This window comes from Streptomyces luteogriseus (assembly GCF_014205055.1).
Lineage (GTDB): Bacteria > Actinomycetota > Actinomycetes > Streptomycetales > Streptomycetaceae > Streptomyces > Streptomyces luteogriseus.
Map to the genome: position 1 here is coordinate 7,797,902 of NZ_JACHMS010000001.1, position 13,068 is coordinate 7,810,969.

Sequence of the window (13,068 nt, forward strand, 5' to 3'; positions counted from 1 at the left end):
TCCAAGTAGTGCTGTGAACAAGGCGGTTCTGGTGCGGGATCTCGTGCGGGTGGGGGTGATCACGCTGCTGGACCTCCGGTCATTTGACGGCTCCACTGGTGATTCCGGACACGATCTTTCGCTGGCCGACGAGGAACACGGCGACCATGGGCAGGCTCATCACCACGACGTACGCGAAGACGAGATGCCAGTTCTCGAGGTAGAGCTGGGCGCTGGCGACCTGGTAGAGGTTGAGCGGCAGGGGCGCCCGGTCTCCGCCGCCGAGGACGAAGAACGCGTAGAAGACGTCGCTCCAGGCGTAGAGCATCACCATGATCGTGGCGGTGGCGATGACCGGCCGGAGCAGGGGCAGGACGATCCGCCAGAAGATCCGGGACGGGGCCGCCCCGTCCATCCGGGCCGCCTCCTCCAACTCCAGCGGGATGGCGCGGATGAAGCCGGTCATGAAGAAGATCGACGTCGACAGGTACATGCCGGTGTAGACGGCGATCATGCCGGGCCGGGTGCCCGCAAGCCCCAGCTGGCGCAGCTCCATCACGATGGTGATGACGGCCGGCGGCAGCAGCAGCCCGCTGATGCACAGCGCGTACGCCGCCGACACCAGCCTCGACTTCCGGCGCGCGAACACCCAGGCGGCGCCCGCGCCCAGGATCAGCACCAGGACCACCGAAGGCACCACGACCAGCAACGAGTTGAGGAAGCCGCCCAGCATCTCGCCCTCGCTGACGGCGTCCGCGTAGTTGGCGGCGGGCTGCCAGTGCCCGGGCGGATCCAGGTTCGGCCTGATGGCCTCCGCCTGCGGCTTGGCCGAGGTGACGGCGACCAGCCACAGCGGCACGCCGACGGCTGACCCGGCCAGCAGCAGGACCAGGGCGGGACGCCCGTAACGCCAGACCGGGGTCACAGCAGCTGCTCCCTTCGCCGGAGCCCCACGACCAGCGGGATCGCCACGGCGACCACGACCAGGAAGAGCACGAGGCTCATCGCGGAGGCCTGGGCGTACAGGCCCTGCCCGAAGATCCGGAACATGTAGATGTTGAAGACCTCCGTGGAGGCGGCCGGCCCGCCGCCGGTCGTGGCCTGCACGATGTCGAAGGTGTTCATCGAACCGATCAGCGCCGTGGTGACGTTGAAGGTCACGGCCGGTGCGAGCATCGGCCAGCGCACCGACCAGAACGTCCGCCACGGCCCGGCACCGTCGATCCGGGCGGCCTCGAGCATGTCCCCGGGGATGCCCTTCAGCCCCGCCAGATAGATCAGCATGGACAGGCCCATCCACTTCCAGCCGTGGATGAGGGTGACGATCACCAGCGTCCAGGTCGTCGAGCCCAGCCACGGAACGTCCGTGCCCAGCACGGAGTTGACGGCACCCTTCTGGTCGAGGAGCGCCCGGAAGACATAGCCGGTCGCGAGTGCCGAGATCAGCACCGGCAGGAAGAAGACCACACGGAAGAACCGGTTGAAGCGGCTGTCGTCCTCCAGCAGCAGCGCCAGCACCAGCCCGAAACCGTTCTGGAACACCGCCGCCAGCAGCGCGTACACCAGCGTCGTACGGATCGCGCGCGGCAGTGAGCCGTCCTCGGTGATCGTCCTGAAGTTGTCCAGGCCCGTGAAGGCGATGTCCGCGTGGTACGAGGACCAGTCGGTGAACGGGTAGTAGAAGTTGAGCAGGTTGGGCACCAGGAAGAAGCCCGCGAAGACCGCGATCGCGGGGAGCGCGAACCACCAGGGGTGGTGCACGGCAGCGCGCGGAAGCCGCCCCACGCCCTTGGGCGCGCCCGGTGCGGCAGGCTGCCTGCGTGTACGTACGACCGTGTCCGCCATCGTCAGAACCCGGGCGTGCCCTGGGCCTTGGCCACCTGCGCGAACTGGTCCTGGATGGCCTGGGCGACCTGCTGTGGGCTCTTCTTGCCGAAGATCATGTCAGCCAGGTAGAGGTGGGTGTCCGGGGCGACGATTGCCTTGGCCTGGAACACGCCGACGGCCTTCGGCAGGGCCGCGACCTGTGCCTTGGACGTCTCGGGAAGTCCGCCGGGGGTGGGCACGGACGGCTGCACGGACGGGATCTTCATCGCCTTGATGTAGTCCGGGTAGTCCGGACCGAGCCAGAAGGCGAGGAACTGCCGGGCCGCGTTCTGCCGCTTGTCGTCACCGGTCCTGAAGGCGACGACCCCGTTGGTCTGGTCGGGGGAGTACAGGCCGGTCGCCGAGGAGTTGGCCACCGGGAACCAGCCGATCTTCTGGTCGATCTCGGCGGTGGAGTACTTGGCCTGCAACTGGCTCTGGAAAGAGGTGACGTTGAGGACCATGCCGGCCTCGCCCTTCCACAGCGCGTCGGCCTGCCCGGTGAACGTCCCCGTCCGGTAGTTCTTCTGGGCGAGCCCGGCGTCGAGCAGCTTCTCCTTGTACTTCTTGATCGCGCCGACCACGACCGGGTCGGTCCACTTCCTCTTGTTCGCGTTCAGATCCGCCCACCACTGCCGGTCCAGGTCGGTGAGCTGGAGCTGCATCTGCCACTGCAGAGGCCACTTGTCGCCGCCGGCCTCGTAGAAGGCGGCCGCGTCGGTCTGGTCGGCGACCTTGCGGCCGAGCGCCAGCAGTTCGTCGTACGACCTCGGGAAGTCCTTCTCGCTCAGCCCGGCCCGCTTGAAGACGTCCTTGTTGTAATAGACGCCGAGCATGGCGGGGCTGGTGACGATCGCCGCGTAGCGCTTGCCGTCGATGACGCCGAGGGACTTCTCGGTGTCACCGAGCTCGGAGACCCAGGGCTCGCCGTCGAGGGCGAGCAGGTTCTGCCGCGGCTGGACGAACGGCAGCGTGGAGATGGACGGCTGCCAGAACATCAGGTCGGGGCGGTCGCCGGAGGCCAGCTTGGTCGGCACGTTCTGCTCGTAGAGGTCCGGGATCGCCTGGGTCTCCACCGTGGCGCCGGTGGCCTTCTCGAAGGCGTCGATGACCTGCTTGGGCGCGTCGACCGTGTTCTGCGCGGTCCACATGGTCAGTTTCACGCCGTCCAGCCGTGCGGTCGGATCGACCACCGTCCGCTTGGCGTCGTCCGAACCGGAGTCCTGGGCCGTCGGATCACTGCACGCGGTGGCGGCCAGGCCGGCGGCGCATATCAGCGCCAGGGCGGGGAGAACTCTTCTGTTCATCTCGTGCCTTTCCGAGCAGGCGGTTCGGTTCAGGAAGCGGGACTCACAACTGCGGTGCTCTCTGGTGCTGTTCAGCGATCGCCGGGCGGTGGCCCCGAGCTCTCCCGCACCACCAGTTCCGGCACGGACACGGGGCGCGGGGCGACCGGCGCGGACTCCTCCAGCGCGCCGTGCAGCAGGGCGAAGGCCGCCCGGCCGAGGCCGGTGAAGTCCAGGCGCACGGTCGTCAGGGACGGGGTGAGGAAGGCGGAGTGCGGGGCGTCGTCGAACCCGGCCACGCTGACCTCGCCCGGCACCGGGCGGCCCGCCTCGTGCAGGGCGCGGAGGACGCCGAGCGCGAGGTCGTCGTTGCCGCACAGGACCGCGGTGACGGACGGGTCACGCGCCAGTTCCCATGCCGCCGCGTGACCGCGCGCCGGTCCCCAACCGCTCTGCACCGGGCGGGGTTCCGGTGCGCCGGCCTCCTTCAGCGCCCGCCGCCAGCCGCTCGTGCGGGCGCTGGTGCGGCGGGTGCTGGACGGGATGGCGACGTAGTGCACGGTCTCGTGGCCCAGGGACAGCAGATGGCGGGTCGCCTGGTAGGCGGCCTCGCGGTCGTCGGTCCACACCCAGGGGCTCTCGCCGCCGGGCGGGCTCGCCGGGGTCTCGACCACGCCCACGACCGGCAGACCGGCGGGTACGGCTCCCAGCGCCCGCACACCGGCCGGATCGTAGGCGATCACGACGATCCCGCCGCCCGTGTCCGCCGCCCGCTGCACCTCGGCGGCGACGGCCGCGTCCTCGGCGGACTCCAGGACGCCGATCCCCACCGCGTAGGACGCGGCGCGGGCGGATTCCTCGATGCCTTGCAGGATCGAGGCGTAGCCGTAGTGCGTGGTGTTCGCGGTCAGTACGGTCACCGTGCGGGTGCGGCCGCTGGCCAGGGCGAGGGCGGTGGCGTTGCGCCGGAACCCCAGTTCCTCGATGGCGGCCAGGACGCGCTCCCGGGTGGACGGCCGGACGCTGGGATGGCCGTTGATCACCCGCGAGACCGTCTGGTACGAGACCCCGGCGGCCGTGGCGACGTCCCTGATGCTCGCCGGGCGCCTTGTGTGACCGGTCACATTCATGCCAGGATTGTGACCGGTCACACTTGGGTCGTCAAGAGACCGTAACGAGGGATTCACGCGAGCCTGCGCCCCCGGACAACGGGGCGCGGTCAGGAGGGGGAGCACCTTGACCGGCACGGCGGATGCGGCGCACATGGCCTCCAACCAGGGGCAACACGAGTTCACTTGGGGGCACGAGGCGCTCGACGCCCGGTTCTCCCTCGCCCCCGACGGCGCGCCGCGACTGGTCCGGCTGGCACACCCCGGCGACGAGCACGGGGCCGCGGCCCAGTCCGCGCTGCCGCTGGTGGAGCTCACCGCCTTCGGCCACGGCAGCGGCTGGTCCGGCCCCCGCTTCACCGGCACGGCCTTCGGCAGCCGGCTCGCCCACCGAGCCCATCACACGAGCAGCCGCAACGGCTGGGAACGGCTGACCGTCGAACTCCACGACCCGGACACCGGGCTGACGGCGTTCGCCGAGCTCAGTTCACCCGCCGGCCTGCCCGTGCTGCGCTCCCGCGTCCGGCTGCGCAACGACGGCCGTGCGCCCCTGGTCGTCCAGTCCGTCAGCAGCCTGCTGCTCGGCGGCCTGCCCGCCCCGGACGCCCTCGACGTGCACCGGGCCCGCAACGACTGGCTCGCCGAGTGCCGTTGGTACGCCGAGCCGCTGCGCGCGTCCGTCGCCGACATCAACACCGACGTCCACGAGCACGACAGCCGGGCCGCCCTCGCCCTCACCGGGCGCGGCAGCTGGCCCACCGACGGCCATCTCGCCATGGGCGCGCTGACCGAGCGGGACGGCGGCCGGGCCTGGGCGTGGCAGGTCGAGTCCCCGGCCGGCTGGCGCTGGGACCTCGGCGAACGCGCCCACGGCACCTACCTGGCACTGAACGGCCCCACGGACGCGGAGCACCAGTGGCGGATCCGCCTCGCACCCGGCGAGGAGTTCACCACCGTCCCCGCCGCCCTGGCCCTCGGCCCGGACCTCGACACCGCCTTCGGCGCCCTCACCTCCTACCGCCGGGCGGTCCGCCGCCCCCACCCGGACCACACCGCCCTCCCCGTGGTCTTCAACGACTACATGAACACCCTCATGGGCGACCCCACCACGGCCAAGCTGCTGCCGCTGATCGACGCCGCCGCCGACGCCGGCGCCGAGTACTTCTGCATCGACTCCGGCTGGTACGACGACGACACCCGGGGCTGGTGGGACAGCGTCGGCGCGTGGCAGCCCTCGCCGCGCCGCTTTCCCGACGGCGGTCTCGAGGCCGTTCTGGACCGGATCCGGGAGCGCGGGATGGTCCCCGGGCTGTGGCTCGAGCCGGAGGTCGTCGGGGTGCGCAGCCCCGTCGCGGCCGAGCTGCCGCCCGAGGCGTTCTTCCAGCGTGACGGCGTACGCCTCACCGAGCAGGGCCGCCACCAGCTCGACCTGCGGCACCCGGCTGCGCGCGCCCACCTCGACAAGACGGTCGACCGCATCGCCGGCGACTGGGGCGTGGGCTACCTCAAGCTCGACTACAACATCGTCGTCGATCCCGGCACCCAGGCCCCGGGCGACCTCGCACCGGGAGCGGGCCTGCTCGGTCACGCCGAGGCCTACCTGGACTGGCTCTCCGGAGTCCTGGACCGCCACCCCGGCCTCGTCGTAGAGAACTGCGCCTCGGGCGGCATGCGCATGGACGGCGCCACCCTCGCGGTCGCCCAGCTCCAGTCCACCAGCGACCAGCAGGACCCGCTGCGCTATCCGCCCATCGCCGCCGCCGCGCCGACCGTCGTCCCGCCCGAGCAGGGCGCCGTCTGGGCGTATCCGCAGCCCGAGTACGACGACGGCCTGATCACCTGGACCCTCGGTGGGGCACTCCTCGGACGCATCCACCTCTCCGGCCACCTGGACCGCATGCCGGACCACCAGCGAGCGCTCGTCAGGGACGCCGTCGACATCTACAAGTCCATCCGCGGGGACCTGGCCGGCGCCCTGCCGTTCTGGCCGCTCGGACTGCCCGGCTGGACGGACGAGTGGCTGGCCCTGGGCCTGCGGACACCCGGCGACGTCACCACGTACCTCTCCGTCTGGCGGCGGGGCGGACCGGCGGAACTCCGCATCCCCGTCCGGCACCTGGCGGGCAGGGCCCTCCGGGTGGACGTCCTGCACCCCGCGGCGCCGGACGCGGACGGGGCCGTCTGGGACGGGGAGGGGCTGACGGTGTCCCTGCCGCGCACGCCCGCGGTACTGCTGATCCGGCTCGGTCAGCAGCAGTGAGACGGTCCGCTCACGTGCGTACGGCGTTGCGCTCCCGTGCCTGATCGCGCGCGTCCCGGCGGAACGCCCACGCCATGTCGGGCTCCATCACCCAGCGGAACACCCGCCGCACGGGCGGGGTGCACAGGACCGTCACGAGCACCGCGGCGGCGACCGTAACGAGGATCTCGCCCAGGGGCCGGTGCACCCACGCCGGCTCGTACCAGCCCCAGAACTTGGACCCCTGTGCGACGAAGCCGTGCAGCAGGTAGCCGTAGAGGGTGCCCGCGCCCAGCACGGTGAACCAGGTGCGGCGACCGGGTACCCAGGCGAGGAAGCACGCGACCAGGACCATCGAGCAGCCGAAGGTCACCAGCGTCATGACGGGCCCGTACCAGGAGGGCGCTTCGAGCTCCGCGGCGCTGTCCCGGTGGTAGAACCAGGCGCCGCTCATCCGCGGCACCGCCCAGTAGGCCACGGCGAGCGCACCGGCGAACACCGGCACGGCGAGGATCCGTGCCGCGCGGCGCCGCACCAGGTGGAAGTGCTCGGGCCGCAGCAGCAGACCGAGGACGAAGTACGGCAGGAACTGCAGCGCGCGCTGCAGATCGAGGTCGTTGCCGATCGACGGCGAGAGCGTCGCCAGCATCGCGATGACGAGAGCGGTCGGCAGCGGCCACCGCACGCGCTGCCAGATCGGCGTGGTCAGCCGCCAGATGAACAGGGCGGCCAGGAACCAGGTCAGGTAGAGGGGGTCCAGCAGGCTCACCGGCCGGCCCGGCTCCTGGTCGGTCCAGCGCGTGAACAGGGTGTACGCCGTCTCGAAGACGACGTACGGCACCGCGAGCCCGGTGACCAGCCGCCTGATCCTGCCGGGGCTCGCGTCGAAGGAGCGCGAGAAGTAGCCGGAGATCACGATGAACGCCGGCATGTGGAAGGCGTACACGACCATGTAGAGCGCGCCGGCCGCCCTGCTGCCGTCCCGCAGGGGCTCCCAGGAGTGCCCGATCGCCACCAGCACGATCGCCAGGTACTTGGCGTTGTCGAAGAACGCGTCCCGCCGCGCGGCCGGTTCCTTCACGGGCGGCGCCTTGCGTTCCGCCTCGCCGGTCGCGACCGCGCGCATGCGCAGGGTGTCCTCGCTCATCACGCCTCCCGCGCGGAGTGCGGGGAACCCGGACGGGCGTATACGCGTCTTGCCGGGGATACGGCGGTGGGGTGCCGGTGCGACATCCCCGCCGCCTGACCACTGCGGGGCGGCCCAAACCACTTTCCGCGTGGCTGTAGCGCGGATCACATCGACGATGGTCCCGACCGGCCGGAGCACAAGGGCGGTGCCGCCTGGCCGGAGCGCGGCGGCACCACCGCTCGGGGGCCGGTCAGCTGACGGAGCAGTCCGCGCCGTTCAGGGTGAAGGCCGTCGGGCTGGGGTTCGCGGTCGACCGGGAGGCCGTGAAGCCGAGGGTGACCGAGCCCGACGCCGGGATCGTCGCGGTGTACGACGCCGCCGCGACGCTCACCTCCGAGCCGCTCTGCGTCGCCGTACCGCCCCACAGGTTGGTGATGCGCTGGCTGTCCGGGAAGCTCCAGCGCAGGGTCCAGCCGTTGATCGCCGAGGTGCCGGTGTTGCGCAGGACGATCTCGCCCTGGAAGCCGCCGGACCAGCTGCCCGTCACCCGGTAGCCGACGCCGCAGGCCGACGACGAGCCGCCGGAGGAGGTCGTGACCGTCACCGTGCCCGAGCGGGGCGAGCGGTTGCCGGCGGCATCACGGGCGTAGACGGCGAAGGTGTGGGAGGTGGCGGGGGACAGGCCGGTGAGGGTGGCGGTGGTCCGCGTGCTGCTGGTGACCGCCGACTCGGTGCCGCCGGTGACTCGCACGATGTCGTACCCGGTGACGCCGGTCGCGTCGGAGGCGGCGGCCCAGGTCAGGGTGGCGGACGACGAGGTCACCCCGGAGGCGGTCGGGGTGCCGGGAGCGGTCGGGGGAGTCGTGTCACCGCCCCCGCTGCCGGAGTAGACCGCGGCCTCCTCGGCGGTGGCGGCGATGCCGTTGGCGCCGTTGAAGAGGCGCTGCCCCCAGCTGGTGAGCTGGTTGGGGTCGAAGTTCGTGACCATGTCGAGGTACTCGACCCCGCCGCCGTTGCCGCTCCACGACCAGCCGAGGTAGCCGAGGCGGAGCTGCTGGGACACGGCCAGGATGGTGTCCTCGTCGGGGTTGCCGTCCGAGTGGTCGTGGCCGAACTCTCCGACCACGATGGGCAGCTTGGCGGTGACGAACCGGTTCAGGTAGTCGGTGATCTCGGCTGCGGTGTCGAAGACGCCGTACATGTGGATCGAGAAGACGGTGTTGGCGTCGGGGTCGGCGGCGAAGACCGACGCGGCGTTGTCCCGCATCGTGAACGCCCAGTCCTGACCCCAGTTGGGGGCGTCGACCATGAGCGTGTGGTCGAACCCGGCGCCTCGGAGCTTTTGGACGGCCGCCTTGGTGTCGGCCGTCCACGCCGTGTAGTTGGTGTTGCCGTACGGCTCGTTGCCGATGTTGACGATGACGTAGTCCTCCTGGCCGGCCAGGGCGCTCTTCACGCTGATCCAGTAGTCGGCCGCGCGGGAGAGGGTGGTCGCTCCGCTCTGCTCGCCGTACCCCGTGGTGTCGTGGACTTCGAGGACGCAGATGAGGCGACTCTGCTTGCACTGGGAGACGACGTTCGCCACGTCGGCGGTGTCGTTGCGGGTCCAGCGGTCACCGTTGGCGAGGACCACGCGGACGGTGTTGGCGCCCTTGGCCTTGATGTGGGCGAAGGAGCTGATGCGGTCCGGATACCAGGTGTGGGCGTGGTTGACGCCGCGCATCACGAAGTCGTTCCCGTTGGCCTCCAGCAGCCGGCCGTTCTGCACCCGGAAGCCGGTGGGCGCGGCCTCGGCAGGCGGGGTGGCGACGAGGAAGGACAGGAAGAGGGCGAGCAGGGCGGCGGCCACGGTGGCCGGGCGTGCGGCGGTGGGTGTGGGGCGGAGTCTCATGACGGGCTCCAGAAGTGGGGGTCGGGTGGGGCACGTTGCCGGTCGCGCTGTCGTGCTGGACGGGGTCCTGACGTCGGGGCCCGGTGCGGACGGGCCGGTGCCGGGACGTCGCCGTCCCGACCCGGTCGTCATCCGGCCGGTGCCTTGCCCACGCAGGTGACGGTCGCCGCCGGCGTGCCGGACGTTGCCGGGGAGGAGGCGACGAAGCCGAACGTGGCACTCGCGCCTGCGGCGAGCGTGCCGTTCCACGCCGCGTTCGTGACGGTGGCCGTGCCGTCGGCGGCCGTGGTGAGGGCGCCGTTCCAGAGCTGGGTGAGGCGTGCCCCGTTCGCCGGTACGACGGTCGCCGTCCAGCCCGGGACCGACGAGGCCGACGTGTTCGTCACCGTCACCTCGCCCTGGTAGCCGCCCTGCCAGGACGAGACGGCCCGGAAGCGGGCGGTGCAGGCGGCAGGGTCTCCGCCCGGGTCACCCGGACCGCCCGGGTCCTGCGGGACGCCGGCGTCGAGGGCCGCCGCCAGGGGCGGGAACCAGCGGGCGGCGATCTTGTCGTCGCCCGAGGCATTGGGGTGCACGCCGTCGTAGGTGTCGGTGGCCGTGCTGAAACCGGTCCACTGGTCGACCACGGTGACGGGGGAGCGGTCGGTGCCGGTGGACCTGGCCCAGCCGGGGATCCGCGCGTTGAAGTCGACGACCCGCTGCGCGCAGGCCGCGCAACTGCTCGGGTTCATCGGGATCAGCTGCGCCACGAGGATCCGCATGTCCGGATTGGAGGCCCTCATCTGCGCCACGAGCTTGGTGTAGGCGGCGAGGATTCGGTCGGGGGAGATGCTGCTCCAGACGTCGTTCGTGCCGAAGTGCATGACAACGATGTCCGGACGGGTGGAGGCCAGCCTGCCGGGCAGCAGGTTCTGGTCCGCCACGTTGGTGACCAGCTCGCCGCCGTGACCCTCGTTGTCCCCGTCGTGTGCCTGCCCGCAGCCCTGCGGGGGGAGGGTGCCGACGAAGTCGATGTCCTCGTATCCGCTGCTGACCAGCCGGTTCCACAGCACCGCCCGCCAGCAGCCCGGCGAGCCGGTGATCGAGTCGCCGAGCGGCATGACCCGGACGGGGCCGGCGGCGGGGGCGGCCGTCGCGCGGGGCGCGAGCGTCATGCCGAGGGGGAGGAGCAGGGCGGCCAGGAGGCCGAGAACGGACATGACCCGTAAGTGCGGGGACGAGTGGGGGGTTCTGTGCATGGTGGTCCCTTCCCTGAGTGAGGTGGGAGCGCTCCCACCTCATCAAGCCATCGTTGTCATTGACGCGTCAAGAGGTGTGGTGATGAGAGGGTGAGGTCCGGCGACCGAGCACGATCAACGACGATCACCCGGAGGCAGATGTGGACCTGGAGCGTGGTGCCCTGACCGGGCTGCGGATCGCGGACTTCTCGCGGGTCCTGGCCGGGCCGTACGCGACCATGCTCCTCGCCGATCTCGGCGCCGACGTCGTGAAGGTCGAACGCCCGGGAACGGGTGACGAGACCCGGCACTGGCGTCCGCCGGCCGACGAACACGGCACCTCCACCTACTTCCTCGGCGTCAACCGCAACAAGCGCTCGGTCGCCCTGGACCTGTCGGACGAGTCCGGCCGGGAACACGCGCTGGCCCTCGTCGCCGAGTCGGACGTCCTGGTGGAGAACTTCCGGCCCGGCACCATGGAGCGGCTCGGCCTCGGCTACGACGACCTGAAGGCCCGCCACCCCGGCCTGGTCTACTGCTCGATCAGCGGCTTCGGGGCGGGCGCGGGCGCCGCGATCCCCGGCTACGACCTCCTCGTCCAGGCGGTCGGCGGACTGATGAGCGTCACCGGGGAGCCCGAGGGCGAACCGACGAAGGCCGGTGTGGCCCTGGTCGACGTGATCACCGGACTGCACGCGACGCTCGGGATCATGGCGGCCCTGCGGCACCGGGACGCCACGGGAGAGGGGCAGCGCGTGGAGGTGAATCTGCTGAGTTCGCTGCTGTCGGCGATGGTCAACCAAGCCTCGGCGTACGCCGTCGCGGGCGTCGTGCCCGGGCGGATGGGCAACGCGCACCCGAGCATCGCCCCGTACGAGACCTTCCCCACCGCCGACCGTCCGCTGGCCCTCGCGGTGGGCAATGACGGACAGTTCGCAGCACTGGCCGGGGCACTCGGCCACCCGGGCCTCGCCGACGACCCCCGGTTCCGCACGAACCCCGAACGGGTGGCCCACCGCGCCGAGTTGCGTCGGGCGCTGGCCGAACGACTGGGCACGGCGGGTGCCGACCACTGGACGGGCGTGCTGTCGGCGGCCGGGGTCCCCGCCGGCCCCGTGAACTCGCTCGACGAGGCGTTCGACTTCGCCGAGCGGCTCGGACTGCCCGGCATCGTCACGGTGCCCGGGACGGACGGCGGAACGGAGTCCCGGCAGGTGGCGTGCCCCATCACGCTGAGCGCGTCACCGGCGCACCACCTGCTGCCGCCGCCGGCGCTCGGCGAGCACACCGCGGAGGTCTTCGGCGACTCCGCCGACTGACTCCGGGCCTGCTGCGGGCGGTTGGGACGGCAGCCTGAAGCGCGCCCGCTCGTGCCCTGGCCGTGCGCGTCCGCGCGCACGGCGAGTGCTGACGCGGGGCCGGGCGGCAGTCGACCAGGCCGGGGGAACCGGCCCCGGCCGTGGGGGGAAACCGCCCCGTTCCTGTGGACCACCGCCCGTGCGGCAAGGGAGTCGGCCGGACCCATGACCGGGGCGGGTGCCGGGCTCGTCCTGGCGGCGCTTCTGTGCTTGGGGGCTCTACCGCCGGGGGCTGCGCATCAACCTCACCCGGTTCTTCACCGTCACCAGGGCCGTGCTGATCGTCATCGCCGCGGGCGTGCTCGGTTACGGGCTGCGAGACCTCCAGGAGGACACAGCCCTGCCCGGCGGGACGGTGTACGCCTTCGACCTGAGCGGCAGCGTCGACGCCGGCTCCTGGTACAGCACCCTGCTCCAGGGCGACCTCAAGCTGACGCCGACGAGGACCTGGCTCCAAGCGGCCGGGTACGCCGGGTATCTCGCCGTGGTGATGACGCTGTTCGTGCGCGGAGCCCGGGACGTCCCAGGGGCGGGGGAGACGATGGCCCCCACCCCGCCCCCGCCGGACACCACCCCGCCCCCGCTGGACACCACCCCTCCCCAGTCGGACACCACCCCGCCCCGGCCGGACAGCACGCGGGCCGCGCAGCCCCTGGTGGGCCGGACCGGCCCGGTCCGGGCGACGGCCCGGCGCGCGGACGGGCTGACCAGCACGGTCGTCGGACTGCACGGATGGCGGGGCGCCGGGGCGGCCGTGGCCCACGCGGCCGGCACCAACGCCTGCGGCCACCACTCGGCGACCCCGTACCTCACCCTGCCCGCCCACCCGGGCGGCACCCACCTCCTGGTGACCCTCGTCGTACTGAGCGCCGACCCGGACGTGAACGGCGACCCGCACGCGCGAGGTTCAGGAACGCGCGTACGGGTCGCCGTGTCCGGCGAGGTGGAGATCCGCTTCCCGGAGGGCACCCGGGAACGGGTGCCGCGATGACCG

Annotated in this window: 10 protein-coding genes; 3 read left to right on the forward strand and 7 right to left on the reverse strand. The window is 71.8% G+C overall.

Annotated features, from left to right (window positions below; all coding sequences use genetic code 11):
* Positions 1 to 79: 79 nt before the first annotated feature.
* From BJ965_RS34645 to BJ965_RS34660, 4 genes are all read right to left on the reverse strand, one after another.
* Positions 80 to 904 (reverse strand): carbohydrate ABC transporter permease, encoded by an 825-nt coding sequence (locus BJ965_RS34645; RefSeq protein WP_184914479.1) that lies wholly within the window; start codon positions 902 to 904, stop codon positions 80 to 82.
* Positions 901 to 1,824, reverse strand: coding sequence for a carbohydrate ABC transporter permease (locus BJ965_RS34650; RefSeq protein WP_184914482.1), 924 nt, complete (start codon positions 1,822 to 1,824; stop codon positions 901 to 903). Before BJ965_RS34650 ends, BJ965_RS34645 begins: the two co-directional genes overlap by 4 nt.
* 2 nt (positions 1,825 to 1,826) lie before the next feature.
* Entirely contained in the window at positions 1,827 to 3,152 is a 1,326-nt protein-coding gene (locus BJ965_RS34655) for an ABC transporter substrate-binding protein (protein WP_184914485.1), read from the reverse strand.
* Between the two features lie 71 nt (positions 3,153 to 3,223).
* The gene (locus BJ965_RS34660; RefSeq protein ID WP_184914490.1) at positions 3,224 to 4,261 is read right to left on the reverse strand and encodes a LacI family DNA-binding transcriptional regulator; all 1,038 of its coding nucleotides are present in this window, start codon (positions 4,259 to 4,261) and stop codon (positions 3,224 to 3,226) included.
* Positions 4,262 to 4,367: 106 nt separating this feature from the next.
* On the opposite strand from BJ965_RS34660, the gene BJ965_RS34665 reads away from it, so the two are divergent.
* Positions 4,368 to 6,500: a glycoside hydrolase family 36 protein gene (locus tag BJ965_RS34665; protein WP_376777960.1), complete on the forward strand. Its 2,133-nt coding sequence runs from the start codon at positions 4,368 to 4,370 to the stop codon at positions 6,498 to 6,500.
* 10 nt (positions 6,501 to 6,510) lie between these two features.
* On the opposite strand, the gene BJ965_RS34670 is transcribed toward BJ965_RS34665, so the two are convergent.
* The 3 genes from BJ965_RS34670 to BJ965_RS34680 form a co-directional block, all read right to left on the reverse strand.
* Positions 6,511 to 7,626, reverse strand: coding sequence for an acyltransferase family protein (locus BJ965_RS34670; protein ID WP_184914493.1), 1,116 nt, complete (start codon positions 7,624 to 7,626; stop codon positions 6,511 to 6,513).
* Positions 7,627 to 7,858: 232 nt separating this feature from the next.
* Positions 7,859 to 9,499: a cellulase family glycosylhydrolase gene (locus tag BJ965_RS34675; RefSeq protein WP_184914496.1), complete on the reverse strand. Its 1,641-nt coding sequence runs from the start codon at positions 9,497 to 9,499 to the stop codon at positions 7,859 to 7,861.
* A gap of 128 nt (positions 9,500 to 9,627) precedes the next feature.
* Positions 9,628 to 10,737, reverse strand: coding sequence for a GDSL-type esterase/lipase family protein (locus tag BJ965_RS34680; RefSeq protein ID WP_184914501.1), 1,110 nt, complete (start codon positions 10,735 to 10,737; stop codon positions 9,628 to 9,630).
* Positions 10,738 to 10,883: 146 nt separating this feature from the next.
* Between BJ965_RS34680 and BJ965_RS34685 the strand changes: the two genes are divergently transcribed.
* Both BJ965_RS34685 and BJ965_RS40540 read left to right on the forward strand, forming a co-directional pair.
* A complete protein-coding gene (locus BJ965_RS34685) occupies positions 10,884 to 12,035 on the forward strand; it encodes a CaiB/BaiF CoA transferase family protein (RefSeq protein ID WP_184917849.1) in 1,152 nt (383 codons plus the stop codon).
* 217 nt (positions 12,036 to 12,252) lie between these two features.
* Entirely contained in the window at positions 12,253 to 13,065 is an 813-nt protein-coding gene (locus BJ965_RS40540; RefSeq protein WP_376777961.1) for an FTR1 family protein, read from the forward strand.
* Positions 13,066 to 13,068: the final 3 nt, after the last annotated feature.